The organism is Bradyrhizobium sp. UNPA324 (assembly GCF_006658635.1).
Classification (GTDB): Bacteria; Pseudomonadota; Alphaproteobacteria; order Rhizobiales; family Xanthobacteraceae; genus Bradyrhizobium; species Bradyrhizobium nanningense.
The window spans coordinates 6,867,520-6,884,065 of sequence record NZ_LFJD01000004.1 but is presented as its reverse complement, the minus strand read 5'-3'; the positions used below and the strand labels follow the sequence as shown (position 1 = coordinate 6,884,065).

The window sequence follows — 16,546 nt, the reverse complement described above, 5'->3', positions numbered from 1 at the left end:
AGTTCATGGGCGAGGCAAGGATTCTGCTGCGTGACGCGTCGGTCGCCGCCACTGGCACGGGTGAGGTCGAGCGCAAGCTCAGCGTCGCCGAGCTGTTGTGGAACGACGGCTTCGTTCGCAAGAGCGTGATCATCCTGTTCCTGGCGGCGGTCTGGGAAGCTTACGGCGTCACTCTCGACAATCCCCTGCTGTTTCCGACGCTGCACGACACGGCGATCACGCTGTTTGACCGTGTCAAGGACGGCACCATTCCGATGCGGGCCTGGACGTCCCTGAAAGTGCTGTTCATGGGCTATTCGGCCGGCATCGTGCTGGCGGCGATCTTCACGGTGCTGGCCATCTCCACCCGGATCGGCACCGATTTCCTCGAGACGGTCACGGCGATGTTCAATCCGCTGCCGGCGATCGCGTTGTTGCCGCTCGCGCTGATCTGGTTCGGGCTCGGCAATGGCAGTCTCGTCTTCGTGCTGATTCACTCCGTGCTGTGGCCGGTGGCGCTCAACACCCATTCCGGCTTCAAGAGTGTGTCCAACACGCTGCGCATGGTCGGCCGCAATTACGGCCTGCGCGGATTGCCCTATGTCGCCAAGATTCTGATCCCCGCCGCCTTCGGGTCGATCCTCACCGGCCTGAAGATCGGCTGGGCCTTTGCCTGGCGCACGCTGATCGCGGCCGAGCTGGTGTTCGGCGTGTCCTCGGGCCAGGGCGGGCTCGGCTGGTTCATCTTCGAGAACCGCAATCTGCTCGACATACCCGCCGTGTTCGCCGGCCTCTTGACCGTGATCATCATCGGGCTCTTTGTCGAGAACCTGATCTTCCGCGCCATCGAGCGGAACACGGTCCAGAAATGGGGCACCCAATCATGACCAAGAAGAAAACACCCGATCAGCTCCGCAGCGCGCGCTGGTTCGCGCCCGACGATCTCCGCTCGTTCGGCCACCGCTCCCGCACCATGCAGATGGGCTACGCGCCGGAGGAGTGGAAGGACCGGCCGATCATCGCGATCCTCAACACCTGGTCGGATGCGCAGCCCTGCCACATGCACTTCAAGTCGCGCGTCAACGACGTCAAGCGCGGCATCCTGATGGCGGGCGGCCTGCCGCTGGAGCTGCCGGCGCTGTCGCTGTCGGAATCGCTGCTGAAGCCAACCACGATGCTCTATCGCAACCTGCTGGCGATGGACGCGGAGGAATTGCTGCGCAGCCATCCCGTCGACGGCGTGGTGCTGATGGGCGGCTGCGACAAGACCACGCCGGCGCTGCTGCTCGGCGCCACCTCGATGAACATCCCGGCGATCTATCTGCCGGCAGGCCCGATGCTGCGCGGCAATTGGAAGGGCAAGACGCTCGGCTCCGGCTCGGACGGCTGGAAGTATTGGGACGAGCGCCGGGCCGGAAAGATCTCCGACAAGGACTGGCTCGACATCGAAGCCGGCATCGCCCGCAGCTACGGCACCTGCATGACCATGGGCACGGCCTCGACCATGACCGCGATTGCCGAAGCGATCGGCATGACGCTGCCCGGCGCCTCCTCGATCCCGGCCGCCGATGCCAACCACATCCGCATGGCCTCTGAATGCGGCCGCCGCATCGTCGAAATGGTATGGGAGGATTTGACGCCGAAGACGATCCAGACCCGGCAAGCCTTCGAGAATGCGATCGCGGTCGCGATGGCGATGGGCTGCTCGACCAATGCCATCATCCACCTGATCGCGCAGGCCCGCCGCGCCGGCCAGGACATCGGGCTCGACGATTTCGAGAAGGCCAGCCGCAAAGTGCCCGTCATCGCCAACGTGCGGCCGAGCGGCGACACCTATCTGATGGAGGACTTCTTCTACGCCGGTGGCCTGCCGGCGCTGATGAGCCAGATCAAGCCGCATCTGCATCTCGATTGCATCACGGTGACCGGCAAGACGATGGCTGAGAACATCGAGGGCGCCGAAGTGCACAATGCCGACGTCATCCGCGGCATCGACAATCCCATCTACAAGGAAGGTGCGCTCGCCGTGCTCAAGGGCAATCTCGCGCCCGACGGCTGCGTCATCAAGCCGAGCGCCTGCGCGCCGCGCTTCCTCAAGCACACCGGCCCGGCGCTGGTGTTCGACGATTATCCGTCGATGAAGAAGGCTGTCGATGATCCCAACCTGGATGTTACCGAGGATCATATTCTGATCCTGCGCAATGCGGGACCGCAAGGCGGCCCGGGCATGCCGGAATGGGGGATGCTGCCGATCCCGACCAAGCTCGTGAAGCAGGGCGTGCGCGACATGGTGCGCATCTCGGATGCGCGCATGAGCGGCACCAGCTACGGCGCATGCATCCTGCACGTCGCGCCGGAATCCTATGTCGGCGGCCCGCTGGCGCTGGTGCAGAACGGCGACCGCATCACGCTCGACGTCGCCGCGCGCACCATCAATCTCGACGTTCCCGAGGCCGAGCTCGACAAGCGCCGCGCTGCCTGGAAGCAGCCCGAGCGCCGCTTCGAGCGCGGCTATGGCTGGATGTTCACGAAACACATCAAGCAGGCCAATGACGGCTGCGACTTCGACTTCCTGGAGACCGATTTCGGCGCGCCGATCGGCGAGCCGTCGATTTATTAACCCCACCTGTCATTCCGGGGCATCGCGAAGCGATGAGCCCGGAATCCATAACCGCGATCGTGAGTATGGATTCCGGGCATGCGCCTTCGGCCCATCCCGGAATGACGAAGGAGAGAGTGAGAGAATGTCCAAACTTTCCGAAGCCACCCGCACCAAGCTCAAATCCGTCTCCACGGCCACGGTCGCCACCGCCTTGTTCAAGCGAGGCCTGCGCATCCAGATGATCCAGGACGTGCATCCCGTCGGCCCCGACCAGCCGACCATGGTCGGCGAGGCCTTCACCTTGCGCTACATGCCGGCGCGTGAGGATCTCAACACCATCGAGGTCTTCAAAGACCGCTCACATCCGCAGCGCAAGGCGGTGGAAGATTGCCCGCCGGGCGCCGTGCTGGTGATGGACAGCCGCAAGGACGCCCGCGCGGCCTCCGCCGGCGCGATCCTGGTGACGCGCTCGATGAAGCGCGGCGTCGCCGGTGTCGTCACTGATGGCGGCTTTCGCGACTCGGCCGAGATCGCCAAGCTCGGCATCCCCGCCTACCACCACCGTCCCAGCGCACCGACCAATCTGACGCTGCACCAGGCCATCGAGATCAACGTCCCGATCGGCTGCGGCGACGCGCCGGTGTTTCCCGGCGACGTCATCTTGGGCGATGCCGACGGTGTCATCGTGATCCCCGCGCATCTTGCGGATGAGATCGCCAACGAGACCTTCGAGATGACCGCGTTCGAGGACTTCGTCACGGAGGAGGTCGGCAAGGGCCGCGGCATCTTCGGCCTCTATCCCGCGACCGATCCGCAGACGCTCATCGACTTCGCGGAATGGCGGAAGAAGAACGGTCGCTAACGCCAGCACGGCTCCAAGACGACAAACGAGCCGGCGCAGCAAGCGCCGGCCTTACATTGCCCTTACATTGCAAAGGGAGGACTCCAATGAATCTCACGCGACGCAATCTTCTAGCCGGCGCTGGCGCAGCTGCGGCGTCCACGCTTCTGGCCCGCGCCGCCTGCGCCCAGTCGTTTCCGTTCGCGCCGAACCAGCGCTATCCCGATCCGGCCGTCCAGATCCTCGATCCGAGCTTCGCAAAGTATCGGCTTTACTCCTCGACAGTCGAGCAGGTCGCAACCGGCATGCGCTGGGCCGAAGGCCCCGCTTATTTTCCCGAAGGCGGCTACCTGCTGTTCTCGGACATTCCCAACAACCGGATCATGAAGTTCGACGAGAAGACCGGGCAGACCAGCGTGTTCCGCGCCAATGCCAACTACGCCAACGGCAATGCGCGCGACCGCCAGGGCCGTCTCGTCAGCTGCGAGCACTCCGTCACCCGCCGCATCACCCGCACCGAGAAAGACGGCAAGATCACCGTGCTCGCCGACAAGTTCGAAGGCAAGAGGCTGAACGCGCCGAACGACATCGTGGTGAAGTCGGACGACAGCATCTGGTTCACCGATCCGCTGTTCGGCATCAACGGCGAGTGGGAAGGCAAGAAGGAGAAGCCCGAGCAGGCCACCACCAACGTCTATCGCATCGCCAAGGACGGCAAGATCAGCGCCGTCCTCACCGATCTCGTCAATCCCAATGGCCTTGCCTTCTCGCCTGACGAGAAGAAGCTCTACGTCGTCGAATGGAAGGGCACACCCAACCGCAGCATCTGGAGCTACAGTGTCGGCGACGACGGCGCGCTCAGCGGCAAGACCAAGCTGATCGACGCCGCCGACCAGGGCTCGCTCGACGGTTTTCGCGTCGATCGCGACGGCAATCTCTGGTGCGGCTGGGGCTCCAACGGCGCGCTGCAATCCGAGCCGACCGAGATCGGCGGCCGCAAGGTGTTTCAGCTCAAGGCCAAGCCGGAGGATCTCGACGGCGTGATGGTGTTCAACGCGGACGGCAAGCCGCTCGCCTTCATCAAGCTGCCCGAGCGTTGCGCCAATCTCTGCTTCGGCGGTCCCAAGAACAACCGCCTCTACATGGCGAGCAGCCATTCGGTGTATGCGCTGTATGTCGAGGCGCACGGGGCGGTGTGAGCTGAAGCGATGTCCTGTGGGGCGGTAAATCGTCCCACAACTCAGCCGTCGTCCCTGCGAACGCAGGGACCCATAACCCCAAGGAGCAGTTTGGCGAAGACTTGCAGCTAAGGTCTTCCCTGGTACTGCTCCCCGCATTCCCTCGAAGGATCACGCGGTATGGGTCCCTGCGTTCGCAGGGACGACAGCGGAGCATGTCACTACAGCTGCGGCTATCGCTACACCCCCGCCTCCGCCATCCCCGCCGCCCACAGCGCGAACGCATAGACGATCGCGACCTCGTCGAGTCGGTCGAACCGGCCCGAGGCGCCGCCGTGGCCGGCGCCCATGTTGGTGCGCAACAGGACCGGGCCGCCGCCGGTCATGGTGGCGCGCAGGCGCGCGATCCATTTGGCGGGCTCCCAATAGGTGACGCGCGGATCGGTCAAGCCGCCCATCGCCAGGATCGCCGGATAGTCTTTCGCGGCGACGTTGTCGTAGGGCGAATAGGAGAGGATCGTCCGAAAATCCTTCTCGCTCTCGATCGGGTTGCCCCATTCCGGCCATTCCGGCGGCGTCAGCGGCAGCGTGTCGTCGAGCATGGTGTTGAGCACGTCGACGAACGGCACTTCGGCGACGATGCCGGCGAACAATTCGCCGGCCCGGTTGGCGACCGCGCCCATCAGCATGCCGCCGGCCGAGCCGCCGTGGCCGACGATGCGCTTGGCGCTGGTGTATTTCGCAGCGATCAGCGCGCGGGCGCTGGCCGCGAAATCGTCGAACGAATTCGTCTTCTTCTCGCGCTTGCCGTCGAGATACCAGCCCCAGCCCTTGTCGGCGCCGCCGCGGATATGGGCGATGGCGTAGACGAAGCCGCGATCGACCAGCGACAGGCGGTTGGCACTGAACGAAGCCGGCATCGCCATGCCATAGGAGCCGTAGCCGTAGAGCAGCAGCGGCGCCGAGCCGTCGAGATTCAACCCGCGGCGATGGAGGATCGATACCGGCACCTCGGCGCCGTCATGCGCCTTCGCCATGATGCGGGTGGTGACGTAATCGGCCGCATTGTGGCCCGAGGGAATCTCCTGGCGCTTGCGCAAGACGCGTGTGCGCTTGACCATGTCGTAATCATAGACTTCCGACGGCGTCGTCATCGACGAATAGGAAAAGCGCAAATTCGTCGTCTCGAATTCGTAGGAGCCCATCGTATCCAGCGAATAGGCGGCCTCGTCGAAGGCGATGGCGTGCTCCTCGTTCGAGGCGAGATCGCGGATCACGACCGACGGCAGCGCATTGGCGCGCTCCAGCCGCACCAGATGGCCGGCATAGAGATCGAGGTCGATGATGTAGATGCCGGGACGATACGGGATCAGGTCACGCCAGTTCTTGCGTTCGGGCGAGAGAAGCGGCGCGGTGACGATCTTGAAGTCGATGGCGTCATCCGCATTGGTGAGGATGAACAGCTCGTCACCGCGATCGGCCAGCGAATATTGCACGCCTTCCTCACGCGCCGCGACCAGGCGCGGCGGCGCCTCGGGGTTGGCGAGATCGATCAGCCGCTGCTCCGAGGTCTCGTGGTCGCCGCCCGCGATCACGCAGAAGCGGCCGCTGGTGCTCTCGTGCAGATGGGTGAACCAGCCGGCATCCTGCTCTTCATAGACCAGCGTGTCGTCGGCCTGCCTGGTGCCGAGCCTGTGGCGCCACACCTGCATCGGCCGGTGGTTGTCGTCGAGCCGCACATAGAAGAAGCTCTTGCAATCCTTGGCCCAGACCACGCCGCCGTCGGTCTCCTCGACGAGATCGTCGAAATCCTTGCCGGTCGTCCAATCGCGGACGCGGATCGAAAAATATTCGGAGCCCTTGGTGTCCGCGCTCCAGGCCTGCAGCTTGTGGTCATAAGAGTGCCGGCTGCCGCCGAACTTGAAGTATTTGTGGTCCTTGGCGAGCGCGTCGCCGTCGAGCACGATATCGCCGTCGCCGCCCTCGCGCGGCATGCGGCCGAACAGCTCGTGCTGTCCGCCCTCGCGAAACCGGCGGAAATAGGCGAAGGGACCATCGGGCGAGGGCACGCTGGAATCGTCCTCCTTGATCCGCCCGCGCATCTCGCGCACCAGCGTCTTCTGCAGCGGTGCAGTATGGCCGAGCAGGCTCTCGGTGTAGCTGTTCTCTTCATCCAGATATTTGCGGATATCAGGATCCAGCACTTTGGGATCGCGCAGCACCTCCTGCCATTTCGCGTCCTTCAACCAGGCATAGTCGTCGGTCACGGTGATCCCGTGTCGCGTGAAGGAATGCGGCCGGCGCGGGGCGACGGGGGGCTTCGAAGGTGTTTTGGCCTGTGTCACTCGATCCTCGTTGTATCTCATTCGCGCGGCGTCCTTTCTTCATCTCTCCCCGCCTGCGGGAGAGGTCGGTTCGCTTTCGGCGATGCGGAGCATCGTCCGAAGCGATCCGGGTGAGGGGGTACAGGTCTCTCTACGATCTCATCCGCGGAGAGAGGCCCCTCACCCCAACCCTCTCCGTGTAAGAACGGGGAGAGGGAGAAGAGACGTCGCTCTTATATCGTCCCGATTCCACGAATTGCCAGCATGTCGCGCCAGATCGCCGGGTTGTTGATCGGCCCCGTGTATGCTTTACGGACCATATCCCCGCCGCCGGTCCAGCCTGATGCTGTTCAATTCCTACCCGTTCATCCTGCTGTTCCTGCCCCTGGTGCTAGCAGGCTATTTCTGGCTCGGGCGGCGCAGCAATCTCGCGCCGGTGGTCTGGCTGGCACTGGCCTCGCTCGCCTTCTACGCCATCGGCAACTGGCAGTTCGTGGCCCTGTTGCTGCTGTCGATCGCGTTCAACTACGGTGTCGGCCACCTCCTGATCGCGTCGAAGCTCGGGCCGTCACGGCGAAAGGCGGTGCTCGCGCTTGGCGTCACCGGCGATCTCGTCGTGCTCGGCATCTTCAAATATGCCGGTTTCCTCACCGAGAACGTCAACGCGCTGTTCGGCACGCATGTCGCAGTCCACATCCTGCTGCCGGTCGGCATCTCCTTCTATACTTTCACGCAGATCGCGTTCCTGGTCGATGCGTATCGCGGCCGGGTCGCGGCTTATGCGCTGCCGCATTACGCGCTGTTCGTGACCTATTTCCCGCATCTGATCGCCGGGCCCATTCTCCACCACAAGGACATGATCCCGCAATTCGAGCGGAAGGAGACCAAGTATCCGGATGCGCATCTGATCCTGTGCGGCGTGATCATCTTCGCCGTCGGCCTGTTCAAGAAGACCTGCCTTGCCGACGGCATCCAGCCGCTGGTCGCGCTCGCCTTCGAGGCGCGCTCGCCCAGCTTCGACCAGGCCTGGTGCGGTGCGCTCGCCTACACCTTCCAGCTCTATTTCGATTTCTCCGGCTATTCCGACATGGCGATCGGGATATCGCTGATGTTCGGCATCTTCCTGCCCGTGAACTTCAATTCGCCCTACAAGGCCACCAGCATCGTCGAGTTCTGGCGCCGCTGGCACATGACGCTGTCGCAATTTTTGCGCGACTATCTTTATATCCCGCTCGGCGGCAATCGCCATGGGCGCGTGCTGCGGTACGTCAATCTGATGATCACGATGCTGCTCGGCGGGCTCTGGCACGGCGCGGCCTGGACTTTTGTCATCTGGGGCGCGTTGCACGGCGCGTATCTCTGCGTCAATCATGCCTTCAATGCGCTTCTGCCTGATGTGCCCGCGCTGCTTGCGCGCCCTGTCCGCATTGCAGGCGCCGTGCTGACGTTCCTTGCGGTCGTCGTCGCCTGGGTGTTCTTCCGCGCCGAGAGCGTCGAATGGGCGCTGCGCGTGCTCCAGGCCATGGCCGATCCCTCGAATATCGTCTTCGACCGAGAGGAGATCGCAGCGCTGGTGATGATCGCCATCTACGCCGCGCTGGTGTGGCTGGCGCCGAACACGCAAGGCATCATGGGATACGACCACGCGGGCCGCAGGGTCGGCGAAGCCCTGCAGGCAGGGCGGATGCGGCCGCTGTTCCTCTATGCGGCGTCGCTGGTGCTCGCGTTCGGGCTCATGGGCATCCAGAGCCACAGCGAATTCATCTATTTCCGGTTCTGATGCGCGGGGCGTTCACACAATTGCGACGTCTTCTGTTCGCCAGCATCCTGTGCATGCTGGCGGCGGCGGCGCTCACCTTCGTCGTCGATCCGCTGCAACTGTTTCGGTCCTCGCGCCTCGCTCTCTATTCCGACGACACGCGGGTGCAGAATGCCGGGTTGATCCGCAGCCAGTCGTTCGACACCGTCTTCATGGGCACCTCGCTCGCGATCCATTTCCGCCAGAGCGACATCGACCGTGCGCTCAGTGTGCATTCGCTCAAGCTGGCGATGACCGGCTCCAACTCGCGCCAGCAGGCTTTCGTGCTTGAGCAGGCCATCGACCGCGGCGCCAGGCGCGTGATCTGGGCGATGGACGATTTCATCTTCGTCGATGCCGCCGACATCGAGGCCGATCCCTATCTGCCCGTCGACCTCTATCGCGGGACGGTGAAGGGCATTGCGTCCTATCTGTTCAGCGCCACGATGGCGAAGGAATCCCTGTTCGCGCTGCTGCGCTCGGTTCCGCCATTGCGGCAGCCGCTGGCTCGGGCGGCGCCGTTCCTGCCCGCCAAATTCGCGATGCCCGACGTTGACGACATCTACGCGCTGCCGCGGGATTTCGACGTCGCGCGCGACTACAATGCGAAGAAGACGCTTGCCGCCTTCAGTTATATCACTCATCCCGCGCGCAGCCGTTTCCTCGGCGAAGGCTACGATTATGAGGCCATGGTCCGGCATTTCGAGCAGGATGCCATCGGCCTGATCGCGCGACATCCCGGCGTCACCTTCGACGTCTACCTCCCGCCCTATTCGATCCTGCAATTCGTCGCGATGCGCGATGCCTCACCCGAGACGCTGAAGATCGTCACGGATCTCACCGCACGCGTTGCGCAGCGCCTGACCCAGCTGCCCAATGTGCGCCTGCACGATTTCCGCGCGATCAAAGCGGTGACGCACGATCTCAACAATTACGGTGACGTCATCCACCATTCGCCGCTGGTGGACGCGATGGTGCTGAGATGGCTGGCGAGCGGGGAGTATCGGGTTGATCCGAAAGCGCCGCTCAAGTCGCTGAATGAGCTGAAAGCGCAGGTCGAAGCGTATCGTGTGCCGCAGCCGTAGCCCAATACACCGCCGTCGTCCCTGCGAACGCAGAGACCCATAACCCCAGGGAACAGTTTGGCGAAGACTCGCAGTGAAGAGCTGTTGGCGCGGTACTACGACCACGCCCCATCGATAAATCACGCGGTATGGGTCCCTGCGTTCGCAGGGACGACAGCGGAGTTTGTGGCTTGCGCCTTACGCGGCCACCTCGTCGCCGAGATACGCGACCGCCGCTTCCAGCCCGCCCTTGCCGTGCGGAATCCTCAGCGCGTTCAGACCGATCTCGATCACGCCTAGCGTGCCGAGCAGCATCGGCGCGTTGACGTGGCCCATATGGGCGATGCGGAAAGCCTGGCCGGAGAGGTCGCCGATGCCGGTGCCGAGCACCACGCCGCACTTGTCCTTGCAATAGCGTTGCAGCACGGCCGGATCATGCCCGTTGTTCATGGTCACCGTGGTCACGGTGTTGGAGCGCTCGCTGGCCTCCGCCACGTTGAAGCCGAGCACCTGGCCTTCCGACCATGCGGCAACCGCGCGGCGCGCGGCTTCGCCGAGCAGGCTGTGACGGCGGAAGGCGTTCTCCAGCCCTTCCTCGTGCAGCATGTCGATCGCCTTGCGCAAAGCGAACAACAGATGCACCGGGGCGGTGCCGGCATATTTGCGATAATTCTCGGTGCCCTCGCGCTCGCTCCAGCTCCAATAGGGCGTCGACATATTGGCCTTCTTGTGCACCTCGAGCGCGCGCGCATTGGCGGCGACGAAGCCGAGGCCCGGCGGCGTCATCAGGCCCTTTTGTGAGCCGGACATCGCAACATCGATGCCCCATTTGTCCATCTCGAACGGCATGCAGCCGAGCGAGGCCACGGTGTCGACCATGTACAGCGCCGGATGGCCGCTCGCCTTGATCGCCTTGCCGATCGCCTCGATGTCGTTCTGCACGCCTGAGGCCGTGTCGACCTGGACCACGACGACCGCCTTGATGGTGTGCTCCTTGTCGCGGCGCAGGCGTTCCTCGACCTCGTGCGGCCGCACCGCGCGGCGCCAGTCGCCCTTGAGCACCTCGACCTCGGCGCCCATCAGCGCTGCCGCATTGCCCCAGCCGATCGCGAAACGGCCGCTCTCCAGCACCAGCACCTTGTCGCCGCGCGACAATACGTTGCTGAGCGCCGCTTCCCAGGCGCCGTGACCGTTGGCGATGTAGATGTAGGACTTGCCCTTGGTCGCAAACAGCTTCGAGATGTCGCCGAGCAGGCTCTCGGTCAGATCGAGCATCTCTTTGGAGTAGATGTCGATCGCCGGACGATGCATCGCCCGCAGCACCTCGTCGGGCATCGTGGTGGGCCCGGGGATGGCCAGAAACTCCCGGCCCGCGCGAACGGTCATTGCTGTCAGTCCTTGTTGCTTGAGAACAGGATGGTGGGTCGCTGAATCACGTTTTACGCGCGGCTTGGGTTTGAGAAAAGGACGTAAAACGCAGGTCTGGTTATCGCTTCGTCTCGCGGCAGCCGGCGGCTTCCGCCTCCTCGACCGAGCAGAACCAGCGGGTGCCCTTGCTGATCTTCATCTTGATCTGGGTGTACCAGCGGCTGGTCGGCTGGTGAAAGATGCACTCGCCGGCGCTGTTGACGTTGCCCTTGATGGTGCAATCCGGGGAGGGGGCGACCGGTCCCGAGGCCGAGGCGAGCAGCACCGCATGCGCCCCGTCGGGTGGCTTGGTCGCGCCCAGGATGGCGGTCTTCTTGTTGCGGACGCGCCAGTCCCAGGGCGCGATGAAGGCCCCCTGCCACATCCCGGCTTTTGCCTCACGCGCGGCCTTTTCGTCGGCTTCGTAATCGTGGGACATGCGGGTGTAGGCCAGCGCCCAGCCGCTGCGCACCAGCCATTTCTGGATGTCCTCGCCGCCGACCTCGCAGCGCGCCACGGTGCGGCCGCGCCGGTCGATGGATCTCGTATGGCAGACCCAATTCTTGCCGTCAGCGTATTTGGCGAGCTCGTCGCGCGCCGCGACGCCGCAGGTCCAGCGCTCGGTCTTGGTATTGAGGCAGAGCTGGTCGATCGCGGGCGCGTCGATGCCACCGAGCCGGATTCGCGTATTGCCGATCACGACGGTATCGCCGGCGCGGACCTTCGCCGTGCCGGTGATGTCGGCGGCCTGGGCCAGCGAAGGCAATGCAAGGAGAGACAGCGCAATGAGGATCTTTCGCAACATGCCGGTCCGCGTGTGTTGAATCTCGATAGACGCTGCAATTGTGGTCGGGTTTTGGCCTGTCGGCCAGCTTGTGCCTGACGGATGGGCTTTCAACTTCCTGTCATCGGTCGACGGTCTCTCGCCTCGTGTCCCGGACGCGGTGCGGCGTGCAACGCCGCTCCGCAGAGCCGGGACCCAGAAATTGACAGACACATTTCGGGGAGGCATGGGCCCCGGCTCTGCAGCGCACCGCACCGGACGATGCTTCGCATCGCCGGGGCCGCTGCGCTGCGTCCGGAGCACCGAGACCATCTCACCCCCGCGCCATCACCCGCTTCGCCACCGCAAGTCCCATCAGCACGAACGCCGAGGTCACCTCCGGCCCGCCCACCAAAATCCGCGTCGGCGTCTTCATCTTGTTCCACTCATAGGCGCGGAACGGGCCGCGGCGGCCGCCTTCGCCGACGGCACTGAGGATCACGTTCAGTGCCGGTGTGAAGGCGCGCGGGTCGGCACCGAGATGGCCGAGCGCGATCAGCGCCAGCGCCGCGTCGAACACGTTCATCTCCGCGGCCATCAGCTCGCCCTTGACGTAGGACAGCACGCGATGGCGGATGAAGTCGAAATCGCCAGCGGGATCGATCGCGGCCTGCGCCGCCAGCGGCAGCGCCAGGAAGGCCGCATAGCAGCGGCCGAAATAGGCGCTGTAGAGTTCCGGCAGGTAATAGATGTGCGAGCGCGGATTGGCGAAGGCGCCGCTCGCGGCCAGCCGCTTCTGGAAGCCGATGATGCGATGCACCGTGGCGAGCCGCGACGGTGTCTCCAAGATTTTCCAGCGCGCGAGGTTGCGAAAGCTCACCTCGAGAATGTCGAGATTGAGCGTCGGATCGAGATCGTTGCCGTAGGGACGCTCGCCTTTGAGGTTGTCGATCCAGGTCGCGACCCCGCCCTCGTAGTCGATATTGTCGTTGAGCGGCACGGTCACGCGCGGCGCGTTGATTCCGGCGCGCACCTGGTAGCCTGAATAGAAGTCGAGCAGCGGCTGGTCGATGATCGGATCGAGGCAGCCGGCCTGCGTCGCTGCCGAGATCGAGCAGGCCGTGGTGTCGCAATCCGGCACGTAGATTCCAAAGCCGAGATCCTGCTTGATCTGTGCGAAGTAGCGCGAGAAGCGCGGATGCGGCGCGGGCGCCAGCGCAGTGACGACGTTGAAGCGCGCGCCGTCGATCCCCTCGACCTCTTCGCGGCTGATGTTGACGCAGAAATTCACCATGTCGGCGATGGCACGCTCTGCCGCGACCTTGTCGGCCTGCGATGCGAGGCCGGTCTCGCCGTAGCTCAGCAGCGCTTCGATGAAGAACGCGTCGTAATAGGCCGAGCGGTGCCGGATCTGCACCGGCTCCCACATCGGCTCGGCGATCCCTCGCCAGGGCGGATTGACGACGGCCCGGGCTGGCGAGCGCGCGATGAAGACGCGGGCGAGGTTGAACAGCAGCGAGGAATTCTTGTAGCCGCGGGCGTTGAGGCCCGTGAGCGCCATGATCAGCTCGCGGCCGCGGAAATCGGGATCGCCGATCAAGTTGAAGGCGGCATAGGTCGGCAGAAAGCCGTTCTTGCGGTAGGACCCGAGCAGATGCTGCGCGCAGTCGCGGATTGCGCCGTCGATCTGCGCCTGCGGCGGCGCCGAGCGGGTGAACATCGCCGGGGGCGGCTTGGGGTGGTCGAGCGCGATGCTGTCGACGAGATCGGCGACCGGCTGGCCGACCGCCGTCCAGTCGGGTTCGGCCTCGTCGCGGGCGCGAACCAGCGCCTCGCGCAGCGCCGTCAGCCTGGCCTCGTCGCGCAGCTCGGGCAGCCCGGCCCGCCGCAGCAGCACCCGCAGCGCGGGATTGCCGAGCGCGGTCTTGTAGAACTTGGCCAGATGCGGATCGCCGCTGGCCCGGCCGGACAATACGGGATCGCACACATCGTAAAGCGAGGGGCCGTCCTTCGGCGCCAGCAGCGCCCGGCAGGCGGCGCCGGCAAAATATTGAATGCTCATGAAATACCTGGTCGCGGGGACTTTGGCGGGGTTTGGCCGGGGGCCGGCCAGTGCGCTCCCAGCCACGCGCCACCCCCTGCAAGTCGTTGAAAAAGCTACCCGGATTCGCAGGAAATACAAATGTGATGGAGGTCACGGAAAAAGCCGGCACGAAGGCTGCATGATTGAGGCTTGCAGACGGCCCGGGGAGCTAAAAACGCACAAATCGAGGCGGGAGAATTAACGAACATCGTCAGATACTTAGCTCAAATTTTGGGCAATCTATTGCCGGGCACCCTATATCCGGTTAAAGGTTTGTTTGGTGCGGCGCCGCAAATTGCGCGCAATTCGGGGGCACATCCCCGGCCAATCCCTCAAACCTAAAGACGCTATCGCGCTACTCAAACAGTGTGCGCGCGCTTGGCTGGTCTTTGGCACAGGAAACGAACCGAGATGAACGTAAAGCAGCTCGACCTTTCCCGACGCACCATCGCGGTGGCCGCGGCCTTAATCGGCACGGTCTCGCTGGTGATCGGCGCCCATGCTGCTCTCAACATGCGTGCGATCGATGCCGCCAAGGCCGTCTCGACCGACCAGATCACCGGCTCGATCGGCCAGTCCTCGCGCCTCGCGCTCGTTATCGGCAATGGACATTATCCCGACGCCAGCGCGCCGCTGACGCAGTCGATCAACGACGCCCGCGCGCTGTCCTCGTCCCTGCGCAAGAACGGCTTTGACGTCGACATGGTGGAAGACGCGACCCGCGACGACATGGTCCGCGCCGTGAATCGCCTGAAGTCCCGGATCAAGCGCGACACCGTCGTCATGCTGTTCTTCGGCGGCTACGGCGTGCAGGCCGGCCGCGAGAGCTACATGCTGCCGGTCGATGCCGTGATCTGGAAGGAAAAGGACGTCCGCCGCCAAGGCGTGTCGATCGAGGGCGTGCTCGACATGATGAAGGAGCAGGGCGCCAAGGCCAAGCTCGTCGTCGTCGACGCCTCCCGTCGGAACCCCTACGAGCGCCGCTTCCGCTCCTACAGCCACGGTCTCGCGCCGATCAGCGCGTCGGACAACGCGCTGATCCTGACCTCGGCCTCGCCCGGCAAGGTCGTCGATGACGGCAAGGGCGAGCACAGCGTGCTGGTCGGCGAGTTGCTGAACAACCTCAATGGGCAGAGCAGCGCCGAAAGCGCTTTCAACAAGACCCGCCTGGCCATCTCCCGCGCCAGCGAAGGCGACCAGGTCCCGACGGTCTCCTCCTCGCTGCTCGAAGACGTTCATTTCGGCGAAGCCGGCGGCTAGATTTTTCGCTGTCGTAGGGTGGATTAGCCCTGCGATTGCGCGGAGCGCAATCGCTCGGCGTAATCCACCACTTCTATTCGCATCTTCTATTCTCATCGCGGAAAGCAAAGCGGTGGATTACGCCTTCGGCTAATCCACCCTACGGCATGCGTGCGTGACGCACGATCGTGCTGCTTACTTCGCCGCTTCCGCGGCCATCACCGGGCGCACCGGGTCGCCTTCACGCAACAGCGCGCCGGCGCGGGCGACGACGACATCGCCTTCGTTGAGGCCCTCACGGACCTCGATATTGCCGCCCGACATCAAGCCGACTTCGACACGCTTGGTCTCGACGCGGTTGCGGCGGATCACCTGCACCACGGTGCCGGCCGAGGAATATTGCACGGCCGTTAGCGGCACCGCGACGTTGCAGCTCTGCCCGGTCTTGATCAACGCACGCCCGCTTGCCTTCAGCAGCAGCCGCTTCTGCGAGGAGATGCCGATATAGACCATGCCCTGCTGGATGTTGGGCTCGACGGTCGGGCCGATGCGGCGCACCTTGCCGTCGATGTCGCCGCTACCTGCGATCCGCACCGTCGCCGGCTGATTGACGGCGAGCTTGCGCACATCGGTGGTCGCCACGAGGCCAACGAGATCGTATTCGCTGCGCGCCACGATCGTGAACAGCGCCTCGCCCTTGGCCGAGGCGAAATTGCCGATCTGGGCGGTCGACGTCGCGATCACGCCCGCCACGGGTGCGGTGACCTGCAGCGTGCCGCCCTCGGGCAGCGCCAGCCGCGCCAGCACCTGGCCGGCGGTGGTGGTGTCGCCGGCTTCCGCCAGCACGTCCGTGACCTTCAGGCCCGGACGCTCGGGCCGCACCGAGGTTTCCTCCCGCGCGACGATCGTGCCGGTGGCCTCGACGATGTTGGAGAAGCAGGATTTTGCGACTTTCAGCACCGTGACCGCCGGCCCCTTGGGCGCCCCGTCATCGGCGGCCCTGGCCGGATATTGACCGAAGACCAGCGCGCCGGCGACGGCTGCGGGACACAGGTTTCGAACAACGGCACGGGGCAAACAACGCATCGGAAATTCCACGGATTCTATGCTTCCAATCGATAGCAGATGGCAGCTGTGCGGACTACGGCAGCATGGCTCAAAAAAGCAGGCCATGCCGCCGCGGGCCGCCGCGGCAAGTCTTTGATTAGTCGCGGGATTGGAGAACAGGTTCGCCTCTTATGGGCGGTGCCCCCGCGGCCGGGGCTACT

12 protein-coding genes are annotated in these 16,546 nt (G+C 64.4%); 7 read left to right on the top strand and 5 right to left on the bottom strand.

The features are described 5' to 3' along the window. Positions 1-5 precede the first annotated feature (5 nt). The 4 genes from UNPA324_RS32980 to UNPA324_RS32965 all read left to right on the top strand — a co-directional run bounded on the left by UNPA324_RS32980 (position 6) and on the right by UNPA324_RS32965 (position 4,621). Positions 6-866: an ABC transporter permease gene (locus UNPA324_RS32980; protein ID WP_141938199.1), complete on the top strand. Its 861-nt coding sequence runs from the start codon at positions 6-8 to the stop codon at positions 864-866. Then, entirely contained in the window at positions 863-2,599 is a 1,737-nt protein-coding gene (gene araD / locus UNPA324_RS32975; protein WP_181769606.1) for an L-arabinonate dehydratase, read from the top strand. The genes UNPA324_RS32980 and araD overlap by 4 nt, the downstream gene beginning before the upstream one ends. Before the next feature lie 124 nt (positions 2,600-2,723). Beyond that, a complete protein-coding gene (locus tag UNPA324_RS32970) occupies positions 2,724-3,443 on the top strand; it encodes a ribonuclease activity regulator RraA (RefSeq protein ID WP_141938197.1) in 720 nt (239 codons plus the stop codon). Positions 3,444-3,529: 86 nt separating this feature from the next. Next, positions 3,530-4,621 carry an SMP-30/gluconolactonase/LRE family protein gene (locus UNPA324_RS32965; RefSeq protein WP_141938195.1) on the top strand — a complete coding sequence of 364 codons (1,092 nt, stop codon included), beginning with the start codon at positions 3,530-3,532 and terminating at the stop codon, positions 4,619-4,621. 218 nt (positions 4,622-4,839) lie between these two features. Here UNPA324_RS32965 and UNPA324_RS32960 read toward each other — a convergent pair whose 3' ends face one another. After that, complete coding sequence (locus tag UNPA324_RS32960; protein WP_141938193.1) at positions 4,840-6,945, bottom strand: S9 family peptidase; 2,106 nt, start codon at positions 6,943-6,945, stop codon at positions 4,840-4,842. 322 nt (positions 6,946-7,267) lie between these two features. On the opposite strand from UNPA324_RS32960, the gene UNPA324_RS32955 reads away from it, so the two are divergent. Beyond that, a complete protein-coding gene (locus UNPA324_RS32955; protein WP_141938192.1) occupies positions 7,268-8,704 on the top strand; it encodes an MBOAT family O-acyltransferase in 1,437 nt (478 codons plus the stop codon). Then, positions 8,704-9,807 carry a hypothetical protein gene (locus tag UNPA324_RS32950; RefSeq protein ID WP_141938190.1) on the top strand — a complete coding sequence of 368 codons (1,104 nt, stop codon included), beginning with the start codon at positions 8,704-8,706 and terminating at the stop codon, positions 9,805-9,807. Before UNPA324_RS32955 ends, UNPA324_RS32950 begins: the two co-directional genes overlap by 1 nt. Positions 9,808-9,984: 177 nt before the next feature. Here UNPA324_RS32950 and UNPA324_RS32945 read toward each other — a convergent pair whose 3' ends face one another. From UNPA324_RS32945 to UNPA324_RS32935, 3 genes are all read right to left on the bottom strand, one after another. Then, on the bottom strand, positions 9,985-11,172 hold the full coding sequence (locus tag UNPA324_RS32945) for a pyridoxal-phosphate-dependent aminotransferase family protein (protein WP_128919898.1): 1,188 nt from the start codon (positions 11,170-11,172) through the stop codon (positions 9,985-9,987). 100 nt (positions 11,173-11,272) lie between these two features. Next, positions 11,273-11,998: a thermonuclease family protein gene (locus UNPA324_RS32940; RefSeq protein WP_128919897.1), complete on the bottom strand. Its 726-nt coding sequence runs from the start codon at positions 11,996-11,998 to the stop codon at positions 11,273-11,275. Positions 11,999-12,290: 292 nt separating this feature from the next. After that, a complete protein-coding gene (locus tag UNPA324_RS32935; RefSeq protein ID WP_128919896.1) occupies positions 12,291-14,018 on the bottom strand; it encodes a hypothetical protein in 1,728 nt (575 codons plus the stop codon). Between the two features lie 432 nt (positions 14,019-14,450). Between UNPA324_RS32935 and UNPA324_RS32930 the strand changes: the two genes are divergently transcribed. Next, positions 14,451-15,299: a caspase family protein gene (locus tag UNPA324_RS32930; protein ID WP_128919895.1), complete on the top strand. Its 849-nt coding sequence runs from the start codon at positions 14,451-14,453 to the stop codon at positions 15,297-15,299. A 174-nt stretch (positions 15,300-15,473) separates the two neighbouring features. Here UNPA324_RS32930 and UNPA324_RS32925 read toward each other — a convergent pair whose 3' ends face one another. After that, positions 15,474-16,364, bottom strand: coding sequence for an efflux RND transporter periplasmic adaptor subunit (locus UNPA324_RS32925; protein ID WP_181769605.1), 891 nt, complete (start codon positions 16,362-16,364; stop codon positions 15,474-15,476). Between the last annotated feature and the right edge of the window lie 182 nt (positions 16,365-16,546).